This is a genomic window from Enterobacter sp. RHBSTW-01064 (assembly GCF_014103035.1).
In the GTDB taxonomy this organism is placed as follows: domain Bacteria; phylum Pseudomonadota; class Gammaproteobacteria; order Enterobacterales; family Enterobacteriaceae; genus Enterobacter; species Enterobacter mori.
This window is the reverse complement of sequence record NZ_JABXOU010000001.1, coordinates 207,802-234,081: the sequence shown is the minus strand read 5'-3', so window position 1 is coordinate 234,081 and position 26,280 is coordinate 207,802. Positions and strand designations below refer to the sequence as shown.

Genomic DNA, 26,280 nt, shown 5'->3' with positions numbered 1-26,280 from the left:
GGAGCGTCTATCTCGTGCTTATCGATCTTTTCTCCACGCATCGGCGGTCAATGCTTCACCGAAATGCCCGGCGATGAGCCGTTTCGTCAAATCGTGCAGCGGAGAGGCCAGCACATCAGCCGTACTTCCTCGTTCGACAACTTCACCCTGGTGCATCACCATGACCTGGTCGCTGATGTGTTTCATCATGCCAAGATGCTGGGTCACGTAGATATAAGAGATACCTTGTTTTTCCTGTAATTCCAGCATCAGGTTAATTAACTGCGAACGCATCGACATATCCAGCGAGGCAAGGGCTTCATCGGCAATAATCACCTTTGGACGCAGAATCAACGCGCGTGCCAGCCCCAGACGTTGTTTCTGACCCGGTGCAAGCATGTGCGGGTAGTAGCTCACATGATCGGGAAGCAGTCCGACTAAACGCAGCGTTTCGACGATGCGTTTACGCCGGGCTTCAGGCTCCAGGTCGGTATTCAACCGCAGCGGGAAATCCAGGATCTGCGAAATTCGCTGGCGCGGATTGAGGGAAGTAGACGGATCCTGAAAGATCATGCGGATGCGCTGGCTGCGGAAAGAGTAGTCACCAAATTTTAGCGGGTGATCGTCAATCAGCACTTCGCCATCGGTTGGCTCAACCATGCCTGCCAGCATTTTCGCCAGCGTGGATTTTCCGGACCCGTTCTCGCCAATGATCGCCAGCGTCTGTTTCTCGCGCAGCGTGAAGCTCAGCGGCTTAACCGCCTCTACGGTCTGGCGATGAAAGAGCCCTGTGCGGTAGCGAAAGGTCTTACTCAGGTTACGAACTTCCAGTAAGGTTTCGACCATTTCACTCTCTCTCCATGTTCAGCGGGAAATGACAGGCGTACAGGTGGCTTTTCGCCCCTGTGAGACGCGGCGTCTCAATGCATTTACGCTGAGCGTAGGGACAACGTGGCCCCAGACGGCAGCCAATAGGCAACGACTCCAGCAGGGGGATGGCACCCGGCAAGGTATTCAGACGGCTTTTATGCGGCATCGCGCTACCGAAATCCGGTATCGCGCGGATCAGTGCCTGGGTGTATGGATGATGCGGCGTATTCACCAGATCTTCACTGACGGCAGTTTCGACCGTCTGGCCGCAATACATCACGTCAATTTTATCCGCCCATTTGCTCAGCATCTGCAGGTCATGGCTGATCAGCAAAATGGTGGTGTTATTGTTCTGATTAAGACGCGTCAGCAGGCGGAAAATTTGCGCCTGCGTGGTGGGCTCCATCGCGTTTGTGGGTTCATCGGCAATCAGCAGGCGCGGCTGGTTTGCCAGCGCGATGGCAATCATCACTTTTTGGCATTCGCCGTCGGTCAGTTCGTAAGGGAAGCTGCGCATCGCGTCTTTGTGATCTTTAATCCCGACACGGTGCAGTAGCTCAATGGCACGGCGCTTGCGCCAGCCAAAACGCTGCCACCAGCGTCCTTTATAGGTCCAGCCGGGGATGTTCTGCATCAGCTGTTTGCCCACGCGCTCGGACGGATCAAGACAGGATTGCGGCTCCTGGAAAATCATCGACACGTTATGACCCACCAGCTTGCGGCGTTCCCGAGGGGAGAGGCGCAGCAGGTCGATATCATCGAAGCGCATGCGGTCAGCGGTGACGCGCCAGTTGTCCTTCGCCACGCCGCAGATGGCTTTGGCGATCAAGCTCTTACCGGAGCCAGATTCTCCCACCAGCCCGCGGATTTCACCTTCAGCAAGCGTGATGCTGATGCGGTCCACGGCCTTCACCCAGCCTTCACCGGTCTTGAATTCGATGGTCAGGTTGCGGATATCAAGTAACGGCATTATTCCACCCCCGCATTAATCGCACGGCGAATGCCGTCGCCCAGCAGGTTGACCAGCAGTACGCTCACCATAATGGCCGCCCCTGGCAGCATGACCGTCCACGGTGCGACATAGATAAGCTCCAGGGCATCACCGAGCATTGCACCCCATTCAGGGGAGGGCAGTTGCGCCCCCAGATCGAGGAAACCCAGCGCGGCGATGTCCAGGATAGCCATCGACAGGGCTCGGGTGATCTCTGTGACCAGTCCGGCAGCAATGTTCGGCAATACGGCAAACCACAAAATATTAAACGTGGTCGCGCCGTCCAGACGGGCCGCGACAACGTACTCTTTTTCCAGTTCGTCATGCACCAGGCTGTATACCGAGCGAACCAGGCGCGGCAGGATCGCCAGCCAGACGGCAAACATCGCGTGTGACAGATGTGGCCCAGCGAACGCCACGACGATAATCGCAAGCAGCAAAGACGGAATAGAGAGCAGGGTATCCAGAATGTGGTTCAGCACCGCCGAACGCAGGCCGTGAGTAGAGCCTGCAAAAATGCCCAGCGCCAGGCCGCAGATCGTGGCCGCCAGCGTCACCACAAACGCACCGCCCACCGTCGGGGCCGCGCCGCTCAGAAGACGGCTTAACACGTCTCGTCCAAGATCGTCAGTCCCGAGGAAGAAGGAGACTTCACCATAGCGGGACCATGAAGGCGGCAAAAGTTGATAGCCGAGGAACTGCTGATCGATGCCATACGGTGCAAACCACGAACCCAACACGCACAGCAAGGCCAGGCCAGCGCAGCCGTAAAGGCCGATCATAGCCGTGGTGTCACCATAGAATTTACGCCACACGGTACGTAGCGCACCGGGCGTGCGCTTTTCACTGTATACGCTATCGTAAGGCATACCATTCCTTATGCTTCAGAGGGTTGGCCATGGCACCCAAAATATCGGAAAGAACGTTCACAATAATCACCAGTGAGCCAATCACCATCACACCAGCGGAGATCGCCGCGTAATCCTGCTGGCGAATGGCGTTGATCATCCAGCGCCCCAGACCCGGCCAGCTAAAGACCATCTCCGTGATCATCGCCAGCGTGAGCATGGTAGAGAATTGTAATCCCAGGCGGGGAATAACCGGCGGCAGCGCATTGTGCAGCACATGGCGACGCAGAATAGTCAGACGCGACAGCCCGCGCGTGGCGGCAGCTTTGACGTAGTTTTGATCGAACACCTCAATGGTGCTGATGCGCATCAGGCGGATCACTTCGGTGGTAGGCGCAACGGCTAAAGTCAGAACCGGCAGCACCATATGACGCAGCGCACTCATGATCATCTCATCGCGCCAGACCGAATCCGAAAGCCATGCATCGATGATGGCAAACCCGCTCACTGTTTTAACCGTATAAAGCAGATCGAATCGCCCGGAAACCGGCAGCCAGCCCAGCGTCAGAGAGAAGAAGAGGGTGAGCAGCAGCGCCAGCCAAAATACCGGGATTGAGAAGCCGAGCAGGGCAATGGCGCTGATAAATTTATCCTGCCATTTATTGCGATAAATGCCCGCCAGCATCCCCACGGGAATGCCCACCATCAAAGCAAAGCCAAACGCCAGGATGCACAGCTCCATGGTCGCCGGGAAAACCTCTTTCAACTGTTCTGAAATCAGCTGTCCGTTAATGCTGGAAACCCCGAAGTCCCAGTGCAGTACGCCGTTAAACCAGAACAGCCATGCATCCCACAGTGACGATCCCTGAAGCGGGGCGTGGGGCGTGAAATAGCTCAGGCTAAAGCCCACGAAGGTCAAAAAGAACAGCGTAACCAGCAGCAACAGCAGACGGCGCAAGGTAAATATGATCATGGTTTCTTCACCTCTTGCTCTTTTTCACGAGTGACCCCTGCGAAGGAGGCGTTGCCAAACGGACTCAGTACCAGCCCTTTAATATCGTACCGATAGGCCTGCAAACGCAGGGATGAGGCCAGCGGGAGCACCGGGAGTTCCCGAGCCAGAATATCCTGAGCTTCATCGTACGCTTCTATACGCGACGCAAGCTGCTGTGAGGCGAGCGCTTTTTGTAACACGGCATCAAATTCCCGATGACACCAGTGCGCGTAGTTGGTCTGCGAGTTAATCGCGGCGCAGCTGAGCAACGGGCGGAAGAAGCTGTCCGGGTCGTTACTGTCGGTAGACCAGCCCGCCAGCGTCAAATCATGGTTCATATCCATCAGGCGAGCCTCCTGGAAACGACCTTCGACAGGGACGATGATCACTTTAACGCCTACCTGCGCCATATCGGCCTGCAACAGTTCCGCTGTTTTCAGCGGGCTTGGGTTCCACGCCTGGGAACTGGTTGGCACCCAAAGCTGCAGCGTCAGGTTTTCCGCCCCCAGCGCTTTCAACTGCTCACGCGCTTTTGCCGGATTGTATTCCGTAATTTTAGCTTCGCCGTCGTAGGCCCAGGAGGCTCTCGGTAAAATAGAAGCCGCCGTTTCTGCGGTGCCGTAGTAAATCGACTGCATCAGACGCTGGTTATTGATCGCTAACGCCAGAGCGTGGCGAACGGCAGGATTGTTCAGCGGCGGTTTGTCGGTGTTGAATGCCAGATAGGCAATGTTCATCCCCGGACGCAATGTCAGGCGCAGACGCGGATCGTCACGCAGAATGGTCAGCTGGCTGGCTGCTGGCCAGGCAAGCACATCGCACTCACCGGTTAACAGCTTCGAAAGACGTCCTGTACCGCCAGAGCCCAGATCGACAACCACCTGCGGCATCAGCGGCGTGCCGCGCCAGAAATGTTCGTGACGCTGCAGGCGAATAAACTGCCCGGCACGATACTCTGCAAGCTGGAACGGGCCCGTGCCGACAGGCTGGCGGTCGAGCAGTTCCTGGCGATCTTTTTTCGTCAACGTAGCCGCGTATTCTGCCGACATCACTGACGCATAGTGTGTTGCCAGATGCCAGAGGAAAGAGGCATCCGGGCGAACCAGCCGGAACTCCACCGTCCGGTTATCCAGCTTGCGCACGCTTTTGACGGTATCGGCAAACTGCAGACTGTCGAAATAGGGGAAGTTTCCGCCGTTAACGTTATGCCACGGATGGTGGCGGTCAAAGATGCGCTGGAAGGTAAACACCACGTCATCCGCGTTCAGTTTGCGGGTGGGGGTAAACCATGGCGTGCGCTGGAAGTCGACATCGTCGCGGAGGCGGAAACGGTAGGTTGCGCCGTTATCCAGCACTTCCCAGCTCTCAGCAAGCTCAGGCACCAGGCGATAGGTATACGGATCAACATCAAGCAGACGATCGTACAGCTGTGCTGCCAGCGTATCGACAATCAGGCCGCTACCCGCTTTTTGCGGGTTAAAGGTATCAACTTGCCCGCTGACGCAATAGACAAATCCGCTATCGCGAATATCAGGGAGCGCAGATCGCTCAGGCGCAGCAACAGCCAGGTTGCTGAACAGACCGAGTGCCAACAAGGACGATAAAACCAGACGCATAATTTTTAAGGTTTTTAGGTTCGATCTGCAAAGTGTATCGCACTTACACCTGCTTCGTAAAAATGTCTGCAGATAAGTGCTGATAATGTCAGCGCATTTGATGCTTTTTGAGCAATGCCCTTAATTGATGGTAGGTCAGACCCAACAAATCAGCCGCCTGTTTCTGGTTATATTTCGCCTGCTGGAGGCTCTGTTCCAGTAACTGCTGTTCCTGCTTATGCTGAAATTGACGCAAATCGAGCGGCAGAGACGGCACGTCAGTGTTATTGACAGGCACAACAGCGGGCCGTGCGTTGCGCTTAAACGGGTCGAGGATAATGTTGTCCAGTTCGGTTTCGCTGCTGCCGTGGCGATAAACCGAACGCTCTACCACGTTTTTCAGTTCACGAATATTCCCCGGCCACGGGTAGCCGAGCAGGGTTTCTGTGGCGTAATCGCTGAAGCCGGGGAAAAGAGGCAGACCCAGCTCACGGCACATCTGGATGGCAAACTGCTCTGCCAGCAGCATGATGTCGCTGCGCCTTTCACGCAGCGGCGGCAGTTGTACGACGTCAAATGCCAGCCTGTCGAGCAGGTCTGCGCGAAATGTATCTTCCGCCACCATTTCCGGCAGATTGGCGTTGGTCGCGCAGACCAGACGCACGTTAACCTGCAGCGGCTGACTTCCGCCGACGCGCTCCAGCTCGCCATATTCAATGACGCGCAGCAGCTTTTCCTGAACCAGCATTGGGGCTGTCGCCAGTTCATCGAGGAACAGTGTGCCGCCATCTGCACGCTCGAACCGTCCGGGATGGCGTTTTTGTGCACCGGTAAACGCACCCGCTTCATGACCAAACAGTTCAGTGTCGAGCAGATTCTCATTCAACGCCGCGCAGTTAAGGGAAATAAATGGCCCGTCCCAGCGTCCGGATAAATAGTGGAGACGGTTGGCTATCAGTTCCTTACCCGTACCGCGCTCGCCGATAATGAGCACCGGTTTATTGAGAGGTGCCAGGCGCGAAACCTGTTCAAGCACTTCAAGAAAACTGTTCGCTTCACCCAGTAAGTTGTCTTTGTATCCGGTCATGATGAAATTAACCACTCCTTAGTGATATTCACCAGGTGAGGATAGTGCCATAATGTGCAAATATCAATCACATCTAATAATATCAATGAGATAAAAAGTTGGCATGGGATTTGTATTATCTCTTTAGCAGGGCATCGCCCGATAACAGAAATATGAGGATTTGATTATGGGTATTTTTTCTCGTTTTGCCGACATCGTGAACGCCAACATCAACTCACTGCTTGAGAAAGCGGAAGATCCGCAGAAGCTGGTGCGTCTGATGATTCAGGAAATGGAAGACACGCTGGTTGAAGTGCGTTCCACCTCCGCTCGTGCGCTGGCTGAGAAAAAGCAGCTCACGCGTCGCATTGAGCAGGCGACCACCCAGCTCAACGAATGGCAGGAAAAAGCCGAACTGGCGTTACGTAAAGATAAAGAAGATCTCGCTCGTGCCGCGCTGATTGAAAAACAGAAGTTGTCAGATGTTGTCACCGCGCTCGAACACGAAGTGACGCTGGTTGATGACACGCTCTCTCGTATGAAGAAAGAGATCGGCGAGCTTGAGAATAAACTCAGCGAAACCCGCGCTCGTCAACAGGCGCTGACGCTTCGCCACCAGGCGGCAAGCTCTTCCCGTGACGTTCGCCGTCAGCTGGACAGCGGTAAGCTGGACGAAGCGATGGCCCGTTTCGAATCTTTCGAACGCCGTATCGACCACATGGAAGCGGAAGCGGAAAGCCACAGTATCGGTAAGCAGAAAACGCTGGATCAGCAGTTTGCCGATTTGAAAGCCGACGACGAAATCAGCGAGCAGCTGGCGGCGTTGAAAGCCAAAATGAAGCAAGACAACCAGTAATAATTCGTGCGGCACCTGAGCGTGCCGCATCATAAAACAAGGAGTACACATGAGCGCGCTTTTTCTGGCAATTCCCCTGACCATTTTCGTGCTGTTCGTTCTGCCGATTTGGTTATGGCTGCACTACAGTAACCGCTCTTCGCGTGGAGAGCTTTCTCAGAGTGAGCAACAACGTCTTGTGCAGCTTACCGATCAGGCGAATAAGATGCGCGATCGCATTCAGGCGCTGGAAGCTATCCTGGATGCAGAACATCCGAACTGGAGGGAGCGTTAATGTCTGGACTGAACCTGAACAAAAAATTGTGGCGCATCCCGCAGCAGGGCATGGTACGCGGCGTTTGTGCTGGATTGGCCCATTATCTCGATGTACCGGTGAAACTGGTGCGTGTGGTGACGGTATTATCCATTTTCTTTGGTCTGGCTTTTATTACTCTGGTGGCCTATATCGTGCTGTCGTTTGTGCTCGACCCCATGCCTGACGGTGAACTGGCGGCGGAAGGCGCACCGACCAGCAGCGATCTGCTCAACGCCGTTGATGATCAACTGGCTGAAGGGGAGAAGCGGCTGCGGGAAATGGAACGCTATATCACCTCTGATACCTTTACGCTGAGAAGCCGTTTTCGTCAGCTTTAAGAGAGAACATTAATGAAACAAAACTGGCAACAGGCCGGTCAGAAGGTAAAACCCGGCCTGAAAATCGCAGGTAAACTGGTCCTGCTGACAGCGTTGCGTTACGGTCCGGCCGGTGTGGCGGGCTGGGCGATAAAATCTGTTGCCCGTAAACCGGTCAGAATGCTGCTTGCCGTGGCGCTGGAACCGATGCTGCAGAAACTGGCAAAACGCGTTTCTCGTCGATACTTCTCCTGACCCTTCCTGATTGCGTTAGCCCTTTCTCACCCGAGAGAAGGGCTAGCGGCGTTTCTGCCTGGCATCTCTGTCTTTTTATTCTTTCTTTGCTGTAGCTCACATTACTGCTCTGCGCTGCTTTATCAGGGCGATTTTATGCTCCCTGGTCCGTTGACAGATATTTTCCATGGGAGTAGATTGCGATCCGTGGGACCGCTACCATGGAAAACAAAGTGAACGCAAAAATTAATAAACTCATTGATCTTATTTACGGGGAAACCTTTACTGATACACATCGCAAGGTGTTATTGGAAAAAATCGGTAATGCCGCTTCTCTTATTACGGAAAAACGTAAATCCGGCTGGGATGAAAAAGATGTCGTCCTCATTACCTATGCCGATCAGTTTTCGGAAGCAGGGGAGAACGCGCTGCCGGTGTTTACCCGTTTTTATAATAAGTGGCTTTCTCATTCCTTTTCTCATGTCCATCTTTTACCTTTTTATCCGTGGTCCTCTGACGATGGTTTCTCTGTCATCGATTATCATGAAGTGGCACCAGAAACCGGAACCTGGAGTGATATTGCTGAATTAAAACAGTCCACCAGCCTGATGTTTGATTACGTGTGCAATCATATGTCGGCAAAAAGCCAATGGTTTGCTAACTATCTTCAGCAAACGCCTGGCTATGAAGATTTCTTTATCTCCGTCGATCCGAAAACAGACTTATCCGCCGTGACGCGCCCACGAGCGTTACCGCTTCTGACGCCTTTTACGCTTCATGACGGCAGCGTCCGCCACCTGTGGACCACCTTTAGCGAAGACCAGATCGATCTGAACTTTGCTTCGCCGGACGTGTTAATTGCCATGGTGGATGTACTGCTTCATTACCTGATGGAAGGGGCGAATTACATCCGTCTCGATGCCGTGGGTTTTATGTGGAAAATCCCCGGAACACACTGCATCCATCTGGAACAAACCCACCAGCTCATCCAGTTCTTCCGCGCGATTACTGAGGCTGTGGCGCCGGGAACGGTCATCATCACCGAAACAAACGTTCCGCATAAAGACAACATCTCTTATTTTGGCAACGGCGAAAATGAAGCGCAGATGGTGTATCAGTTCTCTTTACCGCCGCTGGTGTTGCATGCCATCCATCGTCAGGATGTCCACACCCTGAGCCAGTGGGCCTCATCGCTGGAACTCCCTTCCACGAAAACCACCTGGTTCAACTTTTTAGCTTCGCATGATGGTATCGGCCTGAATCCGTTACGCGGGATTTTACCTGAATCCGACATCCTTTCGCTGGTGGAAAAACTTCAGCAGGAAGGGGCTCTGGTTAACTGGAAAAATAACCCTGACGGAACGCGAAGTCCCTATGAAATTAATGTTACCTATCTGGATGCATTAAGCCCAAAAAATGCAGCTGATAACGAACGTATTGCACGATTTATTCTGGCGCATGCGGTCTTATTGAGTTTCCCTGGCGTGCCTGCCATTTATATTCAAAGTGTGCTGGGCTCACGTAATGATTATGAAGGCGTTGAGCGACTTGGATATAACCGCGCAATCAACCGCAAAAAATACATTGCCGGTGAGATTGATTCAGAACTTTCAAACACAACAGGCATTCGCCATAAAATATTTAAACAGCTAAGCGAATTGATTGCGATACGCAGAACGGAACAGGTATTCCATCCGGATAGTCACGCATTTTTCGAAACATCCGGAAAACATATTCTTAAAATTATTCGCGTGGCAGAAAAGGGTGAGCGAATAACGGCATTTTTTAACTTTAGCCAACATATTCAGACCGTGAATTCTGAAGGGATATCCGGTACGGAGCTGATTACGAAACAGAATATTAGCGGTACGACTCTGACCCTTAATCCATGGCAGGTGATGTGGATTAAAGAAAACTAAAAAGGACCTCAAAAATGAAGATGACCAAAATTGTGCTGATGTCAGCACTGGCTTCGTGCGCCCTGATATCAGGATGTAAGGACGACAAGCCATCGAACGTCACCATTGAATTTATGCATTCGTCGGTGGAGCAGGAACGTCAGGCCGTCATTACGAAACTGATTGAGAAATTCGAGAAGGAAAACCCAACCATCACGGTGAAACAGGTACCGGTGGAAGAGGATGCCTACAACACCAAGGTCATCACTCTGGCCCGTACCGGCGCATTGCCGGAAGTGATCGAAGTCAGCCATGACTACGCAAAGGTGATGGACAAAGAGCAGTTGCTGGATCGGGACGCGATCGGTGAAGCGATTAAAGCCGTAGGTGAAGACACCTTCTACGACGGCATTCTTCGCGTGGTTCGTACTGAAGACGGCACTGCGTGGACCGGCGTTCCTGTCAGTGCCTGGCTGTCCGGCGTCTGGTACCACAAAGACATCCTGGCGGCTGCGGACATTGAAGAGCCGCATAACTGGGAGCAGTTGCTGCAAGCCAGTCAGAAACTCAACGATCCGGGCAAGAAACACTACGGCATTGCGTTGCCAACAGCAGAAAGTGTGATGACGGAACAGGCATTCTCCCAGTTCGCCCTTTCGGGAGGCGCAAACGTCTTTGATGCGAAAGGTGACGTGGAGATTGATACGCCAGAGATGACGAAAGCGCTGGCCTTTTATAAAGCGCTGGCGGCAACCACCATGCCTGGATCAAACGATGTCATGGAGATCAAAGACGCCTTTATGAACGGCTCCGCGCCGATGGCCGTTTACTCCACCTACATCCTGCCGGCGGTCTTCAAAGACGGCAATCCCGCGGACCTGGGCTTTGTGGTCCCGACTGAAAAATCCTCTGCGGTCTACGGCATGATCACATCACTGACGATCACCACAGGCCAAACCGAAGAGGAAACCAAAGCGGCAGAGAAATTTGTCACCTGGATGGAGCAGGCTCAGAACGCAACAGACTGGGTCATGATGTCGCCTGGTGCAGCGTTGCCCGTGAACAAACGGGTTGTGGGCACGGAAACCTGGAAAAACAACGATGTGATTAAAGCGTTTGGGCAACTGCCTTACGAGCTGATCGCCCAATTCCCGAACGTGCAGGTGTTTGGTGCCGTGGGTGACAAAAACTTCACCCGCATGGGCGATGTCACGGGTTCCGGCATTATCAGTTCTATGGTGCATAACGTCACGGTAGGTCAACAAGATCTCAGTGCAACGTTAAGCAACAGCCAGAAGCGACTGACTGACCTGATTTCACAACGATAGGAGCGCTTTGCGAAGGGAATTATGAAGACGTTGTTTTCTGGTCGTTCAGATATGCCTTTCGCCATGCTGCTGTTGGCCCCCAGCCTGATTTTGCTGGGGGGCCTGGTGGCCTGGCCGATGATTTCCAACATTGAAATCAGTTTCTTACGCTTGCCGCTCAACCCGCGCATCGATGCCGTGTTTGTTGGGCTGGATAACTACATCCGTATTCTGAGCGATGCTGCGTTCTGGCACTCGCTGTGGATGACGTTCTGGTACACCGCGCTGGTCGTTTTGGGCAGTACGGGCCTTGGGCTGGCCGTCGCCATCTTCTTTAACCGTGAATTTCGCCTGCGCAAAACGGCCCGTTCACTGGTGATTTTATCCTACGTTACGCCGTCAATTTCGCTGGTGTTTGCCTGGAAGTACATGTTCAACAACGGCTACGGCATTGTGAACTATCTGGGCGTTGACCTGCTGCATCTGTATGACCAGGCACCGCTGTGGTTTGACAACCCCGGCAGCAGTTTTGTGCTGGTGGTGCTGTTTGCCATCTGGCGCTATTTCCCCTATGCGTTCATCTCGTTTCTGGCCATTTTGCAGACCATTGATAAGTCGTTATATGAAGCGGCTGAAATGGATGGCGCGAATGCCTGGCAGCGTTTTCGCATTGTCACATTGCCCGCGATCATGCCGGTTCTGGCAACGGTGGTTACGCTGCGAACCATCTGGATGTTCTACATGTTTGCGGATGTCTATCTGCTGACAACGAAGGTCGATATTTTGGGCGTCTATCTCTATAAAACGGCCTTTGCCTTCAACGATCTGGGTAAAGCCGCCGCTATCTCCGTGGTGCTGTTCGTGATCATCTTCGCCGTCATTCTGCTGACCAGAAAAAGGGTAAACCTCAATGGCAACAAATAAACGCGTGCTGGGCCGTATCGGTTTTTATCTGGGGCTGGCGGTGTTCCTCATCATCACGCTGTTCCCGTTCTTCGTGATGCTGATGACGTCGTTTAAAAGCGCCAAAGAGGCGATCTCGCTGCATCCGACGATTCTGCCGCAGGAGTGGACGTTGCAGCATTACGTCGACATCTTTAACCCACTGATTTTCCCGTTTGTGGATTACTTCCGCAACAGCATGGTGGTCTCGCTGACTTCATCAGTGATTGCGGTGTTTCTCGGTACATTGGGTGCCTACGCCTTGTCCAAACTGCGTTTTAAAGGACGCACGACGATCAATGCGAGTTTTTACACCGTCTACATGTTCTCCGGGATTTTATTGGTGGTGCCGCTGTTCAAAATCATCACCGCGCTCGGGATCTACGATACCGAACTGGCGCTGATTATCACCATGGTGACCCAGACGTTGCCGACCGCGGTATTCATGCTGCGCAGCTATTTCGACACCATTCCGGACGAAATAGAAGAAGCCGCGATGATGGACGGTCTTAACCGTCTGCAAATCATCTTCCGCATCACCGTGCCGCTGGCGATTTCCGGTCTGGTGTCGGTGTTTGTCTACTGCTTCATGGTGGCATGGAACGACTATCTGTTTGCCTCCATTTTCCTGTCCAGCGCCAGCAATTTCACCCTGCCGGTAGGACTCAACACCCTGTTTAGCACGCCAGATTACATCTGGGGTCGCATGATGGCGGCATCGCTGGTCACGGCACTGCCTGTGGTCATCATGTACGCGCTGTCTGAACGTTTTATTAAAAGTGGTTTGACCGCCGGTGGCGTGAAGGGCTGAGGCGGCCAATTTTAACAAGGAGTCAGTCATGAAAAAGTTAGTTGCGACAGCGCCCCGCGTGGCGGCGCTGGTGGAATATGAAGATCGTCCTGTTGCCATTCACGAAGTGAAAATTCGTGCCCGCTTTGGCGCGCCGAAACACGGCACTGAAGTGGTGGATTTCCGCGCGGCAAGCCCGTTTATCGATGAAGAGTTCAACGCCGAGTGGCAGATGTTCACGCCACGTGAAGAGGGCGCGGCTCGCGGTATTGAGTTCGGTAAATTCCAGCTGGGGAACATGATCGTCGGCGACATTATCGAATGCGGGGCTGACGTGACGGAATACCAGATCGGCGATCGCGTCTGCTGCTACGGTCCGCTGCAGGAGACGGTGATCGTTAACGCGGTGAACAACTACAAGCTGCGCAAAATGCCGCAGGGGTCGTCCTGGAAAAATGCCGTTTGCTACGATCCGGCGCAATTCGCCATGAGCGGCGTGCGTGATGCCAATGTCCGTGTAGGTGATTTTGTGGTTGTTGTCGGGCTGGGGGCGATTGGTCAGATCGCGATTCAGCTGGCGAAGAAAGCTGGCGCGTCAGTGGTCATCGGTGTCGATCCTATCGAACATCGCTGTGAGATTGCTCGCCGTCATGGCGCAGACCACTGCCTGAACCCAATCGGTACTGATGTCGGTCTTGAAATCAAAAAGCTGACCGGTAAGCAGGGCGCGGATGTGATTATCGAAACCAGTGGCTTTGCCGATGCGCTGCAATCTGCACTGCGCGGTCTCGCTTACGGCGGAACCCTCTCCTACGTGGCGTTCGCAAAGCCGTTTGCGGCAGGATTCAACCTCGGTCGCGAAGCGCATTTCAACAACGCGAAAATTGTTTTCTCCCGCGCCTGCAGTGAACCGAACCCGGATTACCCGCGCTGGAGCCGCAAGCGTATTGAAGAGACCTGCTGGGAATTGCTGATGAACGGTTATCTCAATTGCGAGGATCTGATCGACCCAGTTGTCACCTTTACCACCAGCGCTGAGAGCTACATGAAATATGTCGATCAGCACCCTGAACTGAGCATCAAAATGGGCGTCACTTTTTAAGCTAAGGACAGCAAATCATGAAAATCGCAACACAAAACCAGGCCTTTTTCCCGACCAACATCATGGAAAAATTCCAGTACATCAAAGCGATGGGTTTTGATGGCTACGAAATTGATGGCCGCCTGCTGGTGGAAAACCTCGATGAAGTAAAAGCAGCTATCAAAGCCACCGGCCTGCCGGTAACAACCGCGTGCGGCGGATACGATGGCTGGATCGGTGATTTCATTGAAGAGCGCCGTCTGAACGGACTACAGCAGATTGAACGTATTCTGGAAGCGCTGGCAGAGGTGGGCGGCAAGGGGATTATCGTCCCTGCGGCCTGGGGGATGTTTACCTTCCGTCTGCCGCCAATGACCTCTCCACGCAGCCTGGACGGTGACCGCAAAGCAGTCAGCGCCTCCCTGCGCTGGCTGGATGAAGTGGCAGCACGCACCGGGACGACGGTATACCTGGAGCCGCTGAACCGCTATCAGGACCATATGATCAACACCCTGGCGGATGCGCGTCGTTACATCGAAGAGAATGCGCTCAAACACGTGCAGATCATCGGTGATTTCTATCATATGAACATTGAAGAAGACTCGCTAACGGATGCGCTGCACCGCAACCGCGATCTGCTGGGTCATGTGCACATTGCAGATAACCACCGCTACCAGCCGGGCAGCGGCAGCCTCGATTTTGCCAGCCTATTCGATCGGCTGCGCGCTGACGATTATCAGGGTTACGTGGTGTATGAGTGTCGTGTTCGTGCTGACAATCCTGCGCAGGCTTATCAGGATTCCCTCACCTATTTGCGTGAATGCTAAGGATGACATGCGTGATGAGTGCTTCAACACCTTCGCCTCTGCGCGTCGCCATCATTGGTGCCGGACAGGTCGCGGACAAAGTTCATGCCTCGTATTACGCCACGCGCAGTGATATTCAGATGGTGGCTGTCATGGACAGCCGCCCTGAACAGGCACAGGCGTTTGCGGAACGTCATGGGATCCCGTCTTCATGGCAGGATACGCGAACCATGCTGGAGACGGTCAGACCGGATGTGGTGAGCGTTTGTTCGCCTAACCGGTTTCACTTTGAACATGTTATGGCGGCGCTCGACGCCGGATGCCATGTCATGTGTGAAAAGCCGCCCGCCATGACGCCACAGCAGGCCGAACAGATGCGTACCGCTGCCCGAAAGGCGGGAAAAGTGCTGGCGTATGATTTTCACCACCGGTTTGCACGCGATACGCAATTGCTGCGTGAGGCCGTGTTGAATGGCGTCCTGGGCGAGATCTACTTCACGACGGCGCAGGCACTGCGTCGATGTGGCGTGCCGGGCTGGGGCGTCTTTACGAACAAATCGTTGCAGGGCGGCGGACCGTTGATCGACATCGGCATTCATATGCTGGATGCCGCCATGTATGTACTGGGTTTCCCTGCGGTTAAACGGGTCACGGCGCACAGCTTCCAGCGGCTGGGAAACAGGAAAAACTGTGGCCAGTTTGGTGAGTGGGATCCGGCTCAGTTTACGGTCGAAGATGCGCTGTTCGGCACAATTGAATTCTGCAACGGCGGCATCCTGCGTCTGGATACCTCGTTTGCCCTGAATATTCGCGAGCAGTCGATCATGAATGTCTCATTCTGCGCTGAAAAAGCCGGGGCAACGCTGTTCCCGGCACATATTTACACTGACGAGGCCGGGGTATTACAGACCCTCACGCAGCGTGAAGACGCTGATGACCAACGGCATTTGCGCAGTATGGACGCCTTTGTTCGTCACGTGCAGGGAGAGCCGGTCATGATTGCTGATGCGGAGCAGGGGCTGGTTATCCAGCAGCTTGTTGCCGCGCTTTATGAATCAGCAGAAACAGGGGAAAGCGTGACGTTATGCTGAACGTGTCTGTATTAACCGACCCGGGCTTTTGTCCACACAGCCTGAACAAATTCGCTTCTGTTATGGCCTGCGGCAATGGCTATATGGGCATTCGCGCTGCGCATGAGGAAGACTATACCCAGCAAACCAGAGGAATGTATCTGGCGGGGCTGTATCATCGCGCAGGTCGGAACGAGACCAATGAACTGATCAACCTGCCGGATATCACCGGCATCGAGGTTGAACTGGACGGTGTGAATTTTACCCTCCTGTCAGGGGATATCCTGAGCTGGCAGCGCGAGCTGGATTTTGCCAACGGCGAACTGCGTCGCACGGTTCTCTGGCGCGCGCCCGATGGGAAGCGGTATCGTCTGGATAGCCGTCGCTTTGTGTCACTCGATCAACTGCCGTTGGTGGCAATGCAACTGTCGATCACGCCGCTGGATGCTGCATCCCAGGTGGTGTTGAAAACAGGTATTGATGCGACCCAAACCAACAGCGGCAGACAGCATCTGGATGAAGTTTCTGTCAGAGTCTTTGACCAGCATTACCTGCAGGGTGTCTATGAAACCCAGGATCGCGCTGCAGAGGTGGTCATCTCAACAAGCTGCCGTCTGTCGTCGGACAGCAGTGACAGCTGCTTTAGCGCGAAAAATCGCCGCGTCATGGCACACCATTCGCTGACGCTTCCTGCCGGTGACACTGTCACACTTGAAAAACTGGTGTGGATCACTCACCGCAAGGACAAAACGCTCTCGCAGGAAACCTATGCGCGCAATGCGCTGGCCGATCTCAAAGTATGTGCCACAAAAGGGTATGCATCGCTGCTGGAGAACTCCGCGCGTGCCTGGGATAACGTCTGGCGTGACGCGCGGGTTGACGTGACATCCACGGACAAACAGGATCAGATGGCGCTTGATTATGCCGTCTGGCATCTGACAACCATGACGCCAGCACATGACGAGCGAAGCAGTATCGCCGCCAAAGGCTTGACCGGGGAAGGGTACAAAGGTCACATCTTCTGGGATACCGAAATTTTCTTGCTGCCTTTCCATCTTTTCACCCGGCCACAGATTGCCCGCAACCTGCTGCGCTATCGGTGGCTTAACCTCTCCGGAGCGCGTGAAAAAGCGCGTCGTAACGGTTGGCCAGGCGCGCTGTTCCCGTGGGAAAGCGCCGCGAGCGGTCAGGAAGAGACGCCGGAATTTGCGGCAATCAACATTCGTACGGGCACACGTCAGAAAGTGGCCTCTGCACTGGCCGAACACCACATTGTGGCGGATATCGCGTGGGCCGTTGTCGCTTACTGGCAGGCGACACGGGACGACGCCTTTATGCGCAATGAAGGTTTGACGTTACTGACGGAGACGGCGACGTTCTGGATGGGACGTGCCGTCGAAGTCAACGGTCGCCTGGAAATCCATGATGTGATCGGGCCGGATGAATACACCGAACACGTCAACAACAACGCTTACACCAACTATCTGGCCTGGCATAACGTCGCCTGTGCCCGCCAGTTTATGACGATGTTTGGTCGTGACGATGACGCTTTCCTGGCGAATGCCACCCGTTTTCTGACGCGTTTATGGCTCCCGGAGGCGAATGCCGAAGGTGTCCTTCCTCAGGATGATACCTTTATGGCGAAACCGGCTATCGATCTGAGTCGCTACAAAGCGAAAGCGGGTAAACAAACCATTTTGCTTGATTACTCTCGCGCTGAAGTGAATGAGATGCAGATCCTCAAACAGGCCGATGTGGTGATGCTCAACTACCTGCTGCCGGAAAGGTTTACACCACAACAGTGCGCTGCCAACCTGGCTTTCTACGAGCCACGCACCATACATGACTCGTCGCTGAGCAAGTCCATTCACGGGATCGTGACTGCGCGTTGCGGCGACACTGAAGGGGCATATATTTTATGGCGTGACGGTGTCGCCATCGACCTGGGTGACGATCCGCACAGCAGCGATGACGGTATTCACGCCGCCGCGACCGGTGCCATCTGGTCGGGCGTTATTCAGGGTTTTGCCGGGGTGCAGATTGTGGAAGGGGAACTTCATCTCGCGCCGAAATTGCCTGCCCACTGGCGAAAACTGAGCTTCCCGCTGCGGTGGCGAAACGCGCAAATGCGTTTCTGTTTTGAACATGATGCGTTGACCGTTGAATCCTCTGCACCTGTCACGCTAACGCTATGGGGTAAAACCCTTAACGTCTCGGGGCTGCAGATCTTTGCACGTAAGGATTTTCTTGCGCCTATTATTGGGACCGCTACCACGGAGGGGCGCTATGACGCTTAATGCAGTTGTATTTGATCTGGATGGCGTGATCACCGATACCGCACATCTGCATTTCCTGGCCTGGCGTAGCGTGGCGCTGGAGATTGGCATCACCATCGACGAGGCGTTTAACGAGCAGCTAAAGGGAATTAGCCGCATGGATTCCCTGCAGCGGATCCTGCGACACGGTGGAAAAGAGGGGGCGTTTGACGACAAGCAATGCCTCACGCTTGCCGGGAAGAAAAACGATCTCTATGTCCAGTCCCTGGCGTCGTTGACACAAGATTCGCTGCTTCCAGGTATCCGCGAAGTCCTGGCGGATATACGTGCGGCGAAAATCAAAATTGGGCTTGCCTCCGTATCCCTCAACGCCCCCGGCATATTACAGGCGTTGGGCATTCATAAGGCTTTTGATTTTTGTGCAGATGCTTCTCGTATTACCTGCTCAAAACCTGACCCGGAGATCTTCCTCGCTGCCTGCACAGGGCTGAATGTCCGCCCTGAAGAGGCCATCGGTATCGAAGATGCGGCGGCGGGCGTTGAAGCGATCAATGCGGCAGGGATGTTGTCGGTTGGGATTGGACCTGGCCTGAACCATGCGGGATTACAACTTCATTCAACGCGGGAACTGACCTGGAAATGCCTGACGGATTTCTGGGCGTCCCGGACGGCATTGATAAGGAATTAATAATGGCTCAACTGTCTCTGAAACACATTCAGAAAATCTACGATAACCAGGTCCACGTGGTGAAGGATTTCAACCTCGAAATTGAGGACAAGGAGTTCATCGTCTTCGTCGGGCCGTCTGGCTGCGGTAAATCGACGACGCTGCGCATGATCGCCGGACTGGAAGAAATCAGCGCCGGTGAACTGGTGATAGACGGCGTCTGCATGAACGATGTCCCCGCCAAGTCTCGCGACATCGCGATGGTTTTCCAGAACTATGCGCTTTATCCGCATATGACGGTCTACGACAACATGGCGTTTGGCCTGAAGATGCAGAAAATCCCGCCTGCGGTTATCGAAGAGCGCGTTAACTGGGCGGCTCAAATTCTGGGATTGCGTGAGTATCTCAAGCGTAAACCTGGCGCGTTGTCCGGCGGCCAGCGGCAGCGTGTGGCATTAGGCAGGGCGATCGTCCGCGAAGCCGGTGTCTTCCTGATGGATGAACCGCTCTCTAACCTCGACGCCAAGCTTCGCGTGCAGATGCGCGCTGAAATCAGCAAGCTGCACCAGAAACTCAATACCACGATGATTTACGTGACCCACGATCAGACGGAAGCGATGACGATGGCTACCCGTATCGTGATTTTGAAGGACGGCTTTATTCAGCAGGTGGGGGCACCGAAGCAGGTATATAACGAGCCCGCGAATATGTTTGTCGCCGGGTTTATTGGTTCGCCCGCCATGAACTTCATTCGCGGGGCAGTAGACGACCGTTATTTTGTGACGGAAACACTGCGTCTGGAAATTCCGGAAGAGAAGCTCGCGGCACTCAACGCTGCGGGCTACCAGCGTAAAGCCGTGGTGTTTGGGATCCGACCGGAAGATATTCTGACGCTTCAGCGCCAGGGGGAAGACATTGCCGCGAAAGTGAGTGTAGCCGAGCTGACGGGTGCGGAGTTTATGCTTTATGCCACTGTCGGCGGGCATGAACTGGTTGTTCGGGCGGGTGCGGCCAATGACTACGTTGCCGGAGACACTATCGGCATCCAGTTTGATATGAATAAGTGCCATTTCTTCGACGCGGATACCGAAGCGGCTATTAGATAAGAAAGGTGTTTGCCGGAAATGCAAATTTCCGGTTTTTTTGTTTGTTAATTATAAAGGAATATTTTAATGAGTACTCTACTACGAAGTGCTGCGCTCGTGCTGTGCGCAGGGGTTAGCTGTGCGCAAGCCGAAGAAACAGCAAAATACTGGGCGTTTAATATCGGTGCAATGTATGAAATTGAAAACGTAGAAGGTCAGGGCGACGATAAAGATGGTTTATATGAACCCTCCGTCTGGTTTAACGCCACCTGGGATGCGTGGACAATTTCGATGGCGATGTATCAGGAAGGGCCGGTTGATTACAGCAGCATGACACGCGGAACCTATTTCGATCGTCCTGAATTTGAATTACGCTACCGCTTTATTGGAACGGATGATTTCACACTCGGCCTGACGGGTGGCTTCCGTAATTATGGATATCACTACAAAGATGAAAAGGGCGCGAAAGACGGCAGCGCTAATATGCAGCGCTATAAAATTCAGCCTGACTGGGATATTAAATTAACCGATGACTGGCGTTTTGGCGGCTGGTTTGCCATGTATCAGTTTGCCAATGACCTGGAAAAGACCGGATATTCTGACAGCCGCGTCGAAACCGAAACGGGCTTTACCTGGACCATCAACGAAACCTTCGCGGCTAAAGTGAATTACTATTTAGAGCGCGGTTTCAATATGGACAGTTCCCGTAATAACGGCGAGTTTTCGACGCAGGAAATTCGTGCGTATCTGCCCATTTCGTTAGGCCAGACGACGCTAACACCTTATACCCGCCTTGGGCTTGATCGCTGGTCGAACTGGGACTGGCAGGACGATCCTGAACGTGAAGGACACGATTTCAACCGACTCGGTCTCCTCTACGCTTACGATTTCAACAATGGCTTATCCATGACGCTGGAATACGCCTATGAGTGGGAAAACCATGATGAAGGTGAAAGCGACCGCTTCCACTATGCGGGCGTTGGCGTGAATTACGCATTTTGATCGACACAATACCAGGGGCTAACCGCCCCTGGTATTACCGTAGGGAGGCTGCAAGTGAAAAATGGGTATCAACGAGCACCTTTTGTGGCGCAGGATGACCGGCGATACGCTTAAACAGAAGATCGCAACTCTCTTCGCCCAGCTTGCGGGTAGGAATATCAAAGCCTCCTGGTGCAGGCGTGAGAATGAGGGACAGCATCGGATCGCTGTATCCCGCAACCACAACCTGCTCTGGGATCATCAGGTTTAACTCATCCGCCGCGCGATAAAGACCAAGCAACTTCATGCTGTCAGTCGCAAATACCGCGTCAGGCGGCGTGGTTGAGGACAATAATTGAATAGCCGCAGTAAGCGCGCTCTCGTGCGTATACCCGCCATCGATGATCCAGTCTGGATTAATAGCAATGTTATTCTTTTCCAGACTGGCTTTATAGCCTGAAAGACGATCGATAGAAACATGATAATCAAGCGGCGCATGCAGGCAGGCAATTTTATGCCGTCCGTTTTTAATAAAATTATCTGTTAGCGTGGCGCTGTCATGAAAATTATCCGTGTCGACGGAGTAAATATTCGTAAAATCGCCTTCCACTTTACCGATGACAACTACCGGTACGCCGTACGCATCCAGGGTAGTAAAAAAAGATTCATCAGCCGGTGAACTCAGCATAATGATCCCTTTAATCATTTTCTGCTTTATTTTGTTCACACATTTTAGCAGGTCGTCTTCACTGCTTTTCGAGGTCTGCAAAATAACGTCAAAACCTTCTTCTTCAGCTTTTGCCGTAATGGTATGAAGTACATCAGAGAAGAAAGGGTTACCGGCAGTCGTTTTGGTTGAACGCGTTGAAATTACCATAATGGCGTCGAAGCCAGAAGAGGTCAGGGCGCGGGCAAGTTTGTTGGGCTGATAATTTAATTCGTCAATCGCCTTCAACACTTTGTCACGCGCTTCAGGAGAAATATTCGTTTGTTTATTCAGAACGCGCGACACGGTTGATTTTGAAACGCCAGCAACCCGGGCGATATCATAGATAGTGGGTGACATACACCTCTCACTCCAGACAAACAGCAATGCCGTTCATCTTACTGGAGAGAAAACGGCAATAGCAATAAATAAGAATTGATAATCAACGATCTGCCCCCATTTATTGTATTCTGAAGCCATGCATTTCAGGTTTCCACGCAATGAAGGACGGCGATGAAGCGACTTAAAAACGAACTCAACTCTCTGGTGAACCGCGGTGTTGATCGCCATCTGCGTCTGGCGGTGACGGGACTCAGCCGCAGCGGCAAAACGGCGTTCATCACGGCGATGGTGAACCAACTGCTGAATCTGCACGCCGGGGCACGTCTGCCGCTGCTAAGCGCCGTGCGCGAAGAGCGTTTGCTGGGCGTTAAGCGCGTGCCTCAGCGCGACTTCGGCATTCCTCGTTTTACCTATGATGAAGGGCTGGCACAGCTTTATGGCGACCCGCCGACATGGCCGACGCCGACGCGCGGCGTGAGTGAAATTCGCCTTGCGCTCCGTTTTCGCTCCAATGAATCGCTCATGCGCCACTTCAAGGATACGTCGACGCTCTATCTGGAAATTGTGGATTACCCTGGTGAGTGGCTGCTTGATTTGCCAATGCTGGCCCAGGATTATCTGACGTGGTCCCGCCAGATGACGGGATTATTGCAGGGGCAACGTGCCGGGTGGTCGGCAAAATGGCGACAGCTGTGCGAGGGGTTAGATCCCCTGGCCCCTGCGGATGAAAACCGGCTGGCAACGATTGCTGAGGCCTGGACGACGTATCTGCATCAGTGCAAACAGGAAGGGCTGCATTTCATACAGCCAGGTCGTTTTGTTCTGCCGGGAGACTTAGCGGGGGCTCCCGCACTGCAGTTCTTCCCCTGGCCGGATGTGGATGCCTACGGGGAATCAAAGCTGGCGCAAGCGGACAAGCACACCAACGCCGGGATGCTGCGCGAGCGCTACAATTACTACTGCGAAAAAGTGGTCAAAGGTTTCTACAAAAATCATTTTTTACGTTTCGACCGCCAGATCGTGCTGGTGGACTGCCTTCAGCCGCTCAACAGCGGACCGCAGGCGTTTAACGATATGCGCCTTGCGCTGACGCAACTGATGCAAAGTTTTCATTATGGACAGCGCACGCTGTTCCGCCGTCTGTTCTCGCCGGTGATCGATAAGCTGCTCTTTGCCGCCACCAAGGCCGACCACGTGACGGTCGATCAGCATGCCAATTTAGTCTCGCTGCTGCAGCAGCTGGTGCAGGATGCCTGGCAGAACGCTGCGTTTGAAGGGATCGGTATGGACTGCCTCGGGCTGGCCTCGGTACAGGCGACACAGAGCGGGTTGATAGACGTTAATGGCGAAAAGATCCCTGCACTGCGGGGCAACCGTCTCAGCGACGGTGAACCATTGACCGTCTATCCGGGGGAGGTACCGGCTCGTCTGCCGGGGCAGGCATTTTGGCAGAATCAGGGCTTCCAGTTCGAAGCCTTCCGGCCACAAACCATGAGCGTCGATCGGCCGTTACCGCACATTCGTCTGGATGCGGCTCTGGAATTTTTGATTGGAGATAAATTGCGATGACGGAACCGTTAAAACCGCGCATTGACTTTACCGGGACGCTTGAGAAAGAGCATCAGGAGGCGTTTAAAACGGCGCAAACCTTTAACGGCGCGCAGGCTGATAACTTTGCTCCAGTGCTGACTGAAGAACCCAGCGTCGAGGACGGCCCGGCTGAAGCGGTGGTTGAAGCGGCCTTACGCCCGAAACGTAGCCTGTGGCGGAAGATGGTCACTGCCGGGCTGGCGTTATTTGGCGTAAGCGTGGTGGGTCAAGGCGTTCAGTGGACGATCAACGCCTGGCAAACCCAGGACTGGGTTGCGCTGGGTGGATGTGCTGCGGGTGCGCTGATTGTGGGGGCGGGTGTCGGGTCGGTTGCTACCGAGTGGCGGCGTCTGTGGCGTTTACGACAGCGCGCGCACGAGCGAGATATCGCCCGGGATCTGCTTCACAGCCACGGCACGGGAAAGGGCCGGGACTTTTGTGAGAAACTGGCCGCACAGGCCGGTATAGACAAGTCGCACCCGGCGCTTCAGCGCTGGTATGCCGCCATTCATGAGACTCAGAACGATCGCGAAGTGGTGACGCTTTATTCCCACCTGGTGCAGCCGGTGCTGGATGCGCAGGCGCGACGTGAAATCAGCCGTTCGGCGGCGGAGTCCACGCTGATGATTGCCGTCAGCCCGCTGGCGCTGGTGGATATGGCATTTATCGCCTGGCGTAACCTGCGTCTGATTAACCGCATCGCAAATCTGTACGGCATCGAACTGGGCTATTACAGCCGTCTGCGCCTGTTCAAGCTGGTGCTGCTGAATATCGCGTTTGCCGGTGCCAGCGAGCTGGTTCGTGAAGTGGGGATGGACTGGATGTCACAAGATCTGGCGGCGCGTCTGTCCGCACGTGCTGCTCAGGGGATTGGTGCCGGTTTGCTGACTGCCCGTTTGGGTATCAAAGCGATGGAAGTATGCCGTCCGTTGCCCTGGATCGATGGTGATAAGCCTCGTCTGGGCGATTTCCGTCGTGAACTCATTGGCCAACTGAAAGAAACGCTCAATAAAAAACCGACCCCGTAAAGGCCTTGCTTACTATTCGTGCTGGCTGTCAATATTTGTTGACAGCCACCTTCCAGAATACCGTGATCTGACATATCATTTTAGCGTTAATGGCTAAGAACGGTGAATTTCCCATGCGTCTGGAAGTCTTTTGTGAGGACCGTCTCGGTCTGACCCGCGAGTTACTCGATCTTCTTGTTTTACGTAGCATTGATTTACGTGGCATTGAGATCGATCCTGTCGGGCGAATTTACCTCAATTTTGCCGAAATTGAATTCAACACCTTCAGTAGCCTGATGGGGGAAATCCGCCGTATCGCTGGCGTTACGGATGTCCGTACTATCCCCTGGATGCCGTCAGAGCGAGAGCACCTGGCGCTGAGCGCGCTGCTGGAAGCCATGCCTGAACCTTTCTTGTCCCTCGACTTGAAAAGTAAAGTTGAGCGCGTGAATCTGGCGAGCTGCCAGCTTTTTGCACAGAGTCAGGAGAAACTCAGCAATCATCACGCTACGCAGCTGATCCCCGGCTTTAACTTCCAGCGCTGGCTGGACAGTAACCCGCAAAACACCCATAGCGAACATGTCGTTATTAACGGGCAAAATTTCCTGATGGAGATCACGCCGGTCTACCTGAAAGGGGAAAACGACAGTCGTGTCCTGACGGGAGCTGTGATTATGCTGCGCTCCACCGTCCGTATGGGACGCCAGCTGCAGAATATTTCCAGCCAGGATGTCGGCGCATTCAGCCAGATTATTGCCGTCAGCCCGAAAATGCGCCATGTGGTCGATCAGGCACGTAAGCTTGCCAGTTTGAGTGCACCCTTGCTGATAACGGGAGATACGGGAACCGGGAAAGATTTACTCGCGCATGCCGTACATATGGCCAGCCCGCGGGCGGCAAAACCTTACCTGGCACTGAACTGCGCGTCGATCCCTGAAGATGCCGTTGAAAGTGAACTGTTTGGCCACGCGCCGGAAGGGAAAAAAGGATTCTTCGAACAGGCCAACGGCGGTTCGGTCCTGCTGGACGAAATCGGCGAGATGTCTGCGCGCATGCAGGCTAAGCTGCTGCGCTTCCTGAACGACGGTACTTTCCGTCGCGTGGGTGAGGACCATGAGGTCCACGTCGACGTTCGCGTCATTTGCGCCACCCAGAAAAACCTGGTGGAGCTGGTGCAAAAAGGGGTGTTCAGGGAAGATCTCTATTATCGTCTGAACGTGCTGACACTTAACATCCCGCCGCTGCGCGATTGTCCGCAAGACATCATCCCGCTGACGGAGCTGTTTGTGGCCCGTTTTGCGGATGAGCAAGGGGTGCCGCGTCCGAAGCTTTCTGCCGATCTGGGCACGGTGCTGACGCGCTACGGCTGGCCGGGGAATATTCGTCAGTTGAAGAACGCCGTGTATCGCGCGTTGACTCAACTGGAAGGATACGAGCTGCGGCCTCAGGATATCCTGTTGCCGGATTACGATGCCGGGACGGTGTCGGTGGGTGAAGAGGCGATGGAAGGCTCGCTCGACGATATCACCAGTCGTTTTGAGCGCTCTGTGCTGACGCAGCTGTACCGCAGCTATCCAAGCACACGCAAGCTGGCCAAGCGGCTTGGGGTGTCACATACCGCGATTGCGAATAAGCTGCGTGAGTATGGGCTGAACCATAAGAAAGGCGACGAATAAAAGCAAAAGCC

At 53.9% G+C, this 26,280-nt stretch carries 25 protein-coding genes; 18 read left to right on the top strand and 7 right to left on the bottom strand.

Translation table 11 applies throughout. The features are described 5' to 3' along the window. Positions 1–18: 18 nt before the first annotated feature. The 6 genes from sapF to pspF all read right to left on the bottom strand — a co-directional run bounded on the left by sapF (position 19) and on the right by pspF (position 6,364). A complete protein-coding gene (sapF, locus tag HV355_RS01040; RefSeq protein WP_089600634.1) occupies positions 19–825 on the bottom strand; it encodes a putrescine export ABC transporter ATP-binding protein SapF in 807 nt (268 codons plus the stop codon). A 1-nt stretch (position 826) separates the two neighbouring features. Next, positions 827–1,819, bottom strand: a complete 993-nt coding sequence (gene sapD / locus HV355_RS01035) for a putrescine export ABC transporter ATP-binding protein SapD (RefSeq protein WP_089600637.1) — start codon at positions 1,817–1,819, stop codon at positions 827–829. After that, entirely contained in the window at positions 1,819–2,709 is an 891-nt protein-coding gene (gene sapC, locus HV355_RS01030; RefSeq protein ID WP_089600639.1) for a putrescine export ABC transporter permease SapC, read from the bottom strand. The genes sapD and sapC overlap by 1 nt, the downstream gene beginning before the upstream one ends. Further along, complete coding sequence (sapB, locus tag HV355_RS01025; RefSeq protein WP_010431704.1) at positions 2,696–3,661, bottom strand: putrescine export ABC transporter permease SapB; 966 nt, start codon at positions 3,659–3,661, stop codon at positions 2,696–2,698. Before sapB ends, sapC begins: the two co-directional genes overlap by 14 nt. Continuing rightward, positions 3,658–5,298, bottom strand: a complete 1,641-nt coding sequence (sapA, locus tag HV355_RS01020; protein ID WP_108417778.1) for an ABC transporter substrate-binding protein SapA — start codon at positions 5,296–5,298, stop codon at positions 3,658–3,660. The genes sapB and sapA overlap by 4 nt, the downstream gene beginning before the upstream one ends. An 88-nt stretch (positions 5,299–5,386) precedes the next feature. Beyond that, complete coding sequence (gene pspF, locus HV355_RS01015) at positions 5,387–6,364, bottom strand: phage shock protein operon transcriptional activator (protein WP_182400711.1); 978 nt, start codon at positions 6,362–6,364, stop codon at positions 5,387–5,389. A gap of 166 nt (positions 6,365–6,530) precedes the next feature. On the opposite strand from pspF, the gene pspA reads away from it, so the two are divergent. The 15 genes from pspA (at position 6,531) to HV355_RS00940 (ending at position 20,969) form a co-directional block, all read left to right on the top strand. After that, entirely contained in the window at positions 6,531–7,199 is a 669-nt protein-coding gene (pspA, locus tag HV355_RS01010) for a phage shock protein PspA (protein ID WP_010431699.1), read from the top strand. 49 nt (positions 7,200–7,248) lie between these two features. Beyond that, positions 7,249–7,473 carry an envelope stress response membrane protein PspB gene (gene pspB / locus HV355_RS01005; protein WP_010431698.1) on the top strand — a complete coding sequence of 75 codons (225 nt, stop codon included), beginning with the start codon at positions 7,249–7,251 and terminating at the stop codon, positions 7,471–7,473. After that, entirely contained in the window at positions 7,473–7,832 is a 360-nt protein-coding gene (pspC, locus tag HV355_RS01000; RefSeq protein ID WP_089600645.1) for an envelope stress response membrane protein PspC, read from the top strand. The genes pspB and pspC overlap by 1 nt, the downstream gene beginning before the upstream one ends. A 12-nt stretch (positions 7,833–7,844) precedes the next feature. Then, entirely contained in the window at positions 7,845–8,066 is a 222-nt protein-coding gene (pspD, locus tag HV355_RS00995; RefSeq protein ID WP_010431696.1) for a phage shock protein PspD, read from the top strand. A 200-nt stretch (positions 8,067–8,266) separates the two neighbouring features. After that, positions 8,267–9,964 carry a sugar phosphorylase gene (locus HV355_RS00990; protein WP_182400710.1) on the top strand — a complete coding sequence of 566 codons (1,698 nt, stop codon included), beginning with the start codon at positions 8,267–8,269 and terminating at the stop codon, positions 9,962–9,964. A gap of 14 nt (positions 9,965–9,978) precedes the next feature. Then, positions 9,979–11,271: an ABC transporter substrate-binding protein gene (locus HV355_RS00985; RefSeq protein WP_182400709.1), complete on the top strand. Its 1,293-nt coding sequence runs from the start codon at positions 9,979–9,981 to the stop codon at positions 11,269–11,271. Positions 11,272–11,292: 21 nt separating this feature from the next. After that, positions 11,293–12,174: a sugar ABC transporter permease gene (locus HV355_RS00980; protein WP_100166161.1), complete on the top strand. Its 882-nt coding sequence runs from the start codon at positions 11,293–11,295 to the stop codon at positions 12,172–12,174. After that, positions 12,161–13,003 (top strand): carbohydrate ABC transporter permease, encoded by an 843-nt coding sequence (locus HV355_RS00975; protein WP_120158286.1) that lies wholly within the window; start codon positions 12,161–12,163, stop codon positions 13,001–13,003. The genes HV355_RS00980 and HV355_RS00975 overlap by 14 nt, the downstream gene beginning before the upstream one ends. Before the next feature lie 28 nt (positions 13,004–13,031). Continuing rightward, on the top strand, positions 13,032–14,084 hold the full coding sequence (locus HV355_RS00970) for a zinc-binding alcohol dehydrogenase (RefSeq protein ID WP_182400708.1): 1,053 nt from the start codon (positions 13,032–13,034) through the stop codon (positions 14,082–14,084). A 17-nt stretch (positions 14,085–14,101) separates the two neighbouring features. Further along, positions 14,102–14,890, top strand: coding sequence for a sugar phosphate isomerase/epimerase family protein (locus tag HV355_RS00965; protein WP_182400707.1), 789 nt, complete (start codon positions 14,102–14,104; stop codon positions 14,888–14,890). An 11-nt stretch (positions 14,891–14,901) separates the two neighbouring features. Beyond that, complete coding sequence (locus HV355_RS00960) at positions 14,902–15,960, top strand: Gfo/Idh/MocA family oxidoreductase (protein WP_182400706.1); 1,059 nt, start codon at positions 14,902–14,904, stop codon at positions 15,958–15,960. Then, positions 15,954–18,236: a glycoside hydrolase family 65 protein gene (locus HV355_RS00955; protein WP_182400705.1), complete on the top strand. Its 2,283-nt coding sequence runs from the start codon at positions 15,954–15,956 to the stop codon at positions 18,234–18,236. Before HV355_RS00960 ends, HV355_RS00955 begins: the two co-directional genes overlap by 7 nt. After that, positions 18,226–18,903: a beta-phosphoglucomutase gene (pgmB, locus tag HV355_RS00950; protein ID WP_182400704.1), complete on the top strand. Its 678-nt coding sequence runs from the start codon at positions 18,226–18,228 to the stop codon at positions 18,901–18,903. The genes HV355_RS00955 and pgmB overlap by 11 nt, the downstream gene beginning before the upstream one ends. Positions 18,904–18,905: 2 nt before the next feature. After that, positions 18,906–19,988: an ABC transporter ATP-binding protein gene (locus tag HV355_RS00945; protein ID WP_182400703.1), complete on the top strand. Its 1,083-nt coding sequence runs from the start codon at positions 18,906–18,908 to the stop codon at positions 19,986–19,988. Between the two features lie 66 nt (positions 19,989–20,054). Beyond that, positions 20,055–20,969 (top strand): OmpG family monomeric porin, encoded by a 915-nt coding sequence (locus HV355_RS00940; protein ID WP_182400702.1) that lies wholly within the window; start codon positions 20,055–20,057, stop codon positions 20,967–20,969. Between the two features lie 34 nt (positions 20,970–21,003). On the opposite strand, the gene HV355_RS00935 is transcribed toward HV355_RS00940, so the two are convergent. Further along, the gene (locus HV355_RS00935; RefSeq protein WP_108417766.1) at positions 21,004–22,014 is read right to left on the bottom strand and encodes a LacI family DNA-binding transcriptional regulator; all 1,011 of its coding nucleotides are present in this window, start codon (positions 22,012–22,014) and stop codon (positions 21,004–21,006) included. Positions 22,015–22,167: 153 nt separating this feature from the next. Here HV355_RS00935 and HV355_RS00930 point away from each other — a divergent pair, with 153 nt between their 5' ends. The 3 genes from HV355_RS00930 to tyrR all read left to right on the top strand — a co-directional run bounded on the left by HV355_RS00930 (position 22,168) and on the right by tyrR (position 26,269). Then, on the top strand, positions 22,168–23,565 hold the full coding sequence (locus HV355_RS00930; RefSeq protein ID WP_120158278.1) for a YcjX family protein: 1,398 nt from the start codon (positions 22,168–22,170) through the stop codon (positions 23,563–23,565). Next, positions 23,562–24,614 carry a YcjF family protein gene (locus HV355_RS00925; RefSeq protein WP_100166171.1) on the top strand — a complete coding sequence of 351 codons (1,053 nt, stop codon included), beginning with the start codon at positions 23,562–23,564 and terminating at the stop codon, positions 24,612–24,614. Before HV355_RS00930 ends, HV355_RS00925 begins: the two co-directional genes overlap by 4 nt. 113 nt (positions 24,615–24,727) lie before the next feature. Further along, positions 24,728–26,269 (top strand): transcriptional regulator TyrR, encoded by a 1,542-nt coding sequence (gene tyrR / locus HV355_RS00920; protein WP_182400701.1) that lies wholly within the window; start codon positions 24,728–24,730, stop codon positions 26,267–26,269. The last annotated feature ends 11 nt before the right edge of the window (positions 26,270–26,280 follow it).

What these genes read in the sequence shown, in the direction of transcription:
- pspB (WP_010431698.1), top strand. Translation starts at nt 7,249, where the DNA reads ATGAGCGCGCTTTTTCTGGCAATTCCCCTGACCATTTTCGTGCTGTTC.
- HV355_RS00925 (WP_100166171.1), top strand. Translation starts at nt 23,562, where the DNA reads ATGACGGAACCGTTAAAACCGCGCATTGACTTTACCGGGACGCTTGAG.
- HV355_RS00990 (WP_182400710.1), top strand. Translation starts at nt 8,267, where the DNA reads ATGGAAAACAAAGTGAACGCAAAAATTAATAAACTCATTGATCTTATT.
- pspC (WP_089600645.1), top strand. Translation starts at nt 7,473, where the DNA reads ATGTCTGGACTGAACCTGAACAAAAAATTGTGGCGCATCCCGCAGCAG.
- pspA (WP_010431699.1), top strand. Translation starts at nt 6,531, where the DNA reads ATGGGTATTTTTTCTCGTTTTGCCGACATCGTGAACGCCAACATCAAC.
- sapB (WP_010431704.1), bottom strand. Translation starts at nt 3,661, where the DNA reads ATGATCATATTTACCTTGCGCCGTCTGCTGTTGCTGCTGGTTACGCTG.
- HV355_RS00965 (WP_182400707.1), top strand. Translation starts at nt 14,102, where the DNA reads ATGAAAATCGCAACACAAAACCAGGCCTTTTTCCCGACCAACATCATG.
- HV355_RS00930 (WP_120158278.1), top strand. Translation starts at nt 22,168, where the DNA reads ATGAAGCGACTTAAAAACGAACTCAACTCTCTGGTGAACCGCGGTGTT.
- pgmB (WP_182400704.1), top strand. Translation starts at nt 18,226, where the DNA reads ATGACGCTTAATGCAGTTGTATTTGATCTGGATGGCGTGATCACCGAT.
- HV355_RS00970 (WP_182400708.1), top strand. Translation starts at nt 13,032, where the DNA reads ATGAAAAAGTTAGTTGCGACAGCGCCCCGCGTGGCGGCGCTGGTGGAA.
- pspD (WP_010431696.1), top strand. Translation starts at nt 7,845, where the DNA reads ATGAAACAAAACTGGCAACAGGCCGGTCAGAAGGTAAAACCCGGCCTG.
- sapD (WP_089600637.1), bottom strand. Translation starts at nt 1,819, where the DNA reads ATGCCGTTACTTGATATCCGCAACCTGACCATCGAATTCAAGACCGGT.
- sapC (WP_089600639.1), bottom strand. Translation starts at nt 2,709, where the DNA reads ATGCCTTACGATAGCGTATACAGTGAAAAGCGCACGCCCGGTGCGCTA.
- HV355_RS00935 (WP_108417766.1), bottom strand. Translation starts at nt 22,014, where the DNA reads ATGTCACCCACTATCTATGATATCGCCCGGGTTGCTGGCGTTTCAAAA.
- sapA (WP_108417778.1), bottom strand. Translation starts at nt 5,298, where the DNA reads ATGCGTCTGGTTTTATCGTCCTTGTTGGCACTCGGTCTGTTCAGCAAC.
- tyrR (WP_182400701.1), top strand. Translation starts at nt 24,728, where the DNA reads ATGCGTCTGGAAGTCTTTTGTGAGGACCGTCTCGGTCTGACCCGCGAG.
- HV355_RS00985 (WP_182400709.1), top strand. Translation starts at nt 9,979, where the DNA reads ATGAAGATGACCAAAATTGTGCTGATGTCAGCACTGGCTTCGTGCGCC.
- HV355_RS00980 (WP_100166161.1), top strand. Translation starts at nt 11,293, where the DNA reads ATGAAGACGTTGTTTTCTGGTCGTTCAGATATGCCTTTCGCCATGCTG.
- HV355_RS00945 (WP_182400703.1), top strand. Translation starts at nt 18,906, where the DNA reads ATGGCTCAACTGTCTCTGAAACACATTCAGAAAATCTACGATAACCAG.
- HV355_RS00975 (WP_120158286.1), top strand. Translation starts at nt 12,161, where the DNA reads ATGGCAACAAATAAACGCGTGCTGGGCCGTATCGGTTTTTATCTGGGG.
- HV355_RS00940 (WP_182400702.1), top strand. Translation starts at nt 20,055, where the DNA reads ATGAGTACTCTACTACGAAGTGCTGCGCTCGTGCTGTGCGCAGGGGTT.
- pspF (WP_182400711.1), bottom strand. Translation starts at nt 6,364, where the DNA reads ATGACCGGATACAAAGACAACTTACTGGGTGAAGCGAACAGTTTTCTT.
- HV355_RS00955 (WP_182400705.1), top strand. Translation starts at nt 15,954, where the DNA reads ATGCTGAACGTGTCTGTATTAACCGACCCGGGCTTTTGTCCACACAGC.
- sapF (WP_089600634.1), bottom strand. Translation starts at nt 825, where the DNA reads ATGGTCGAAACCTTACTGGAAGTTCGTAACCTGAGTAAGACCTTTCGC.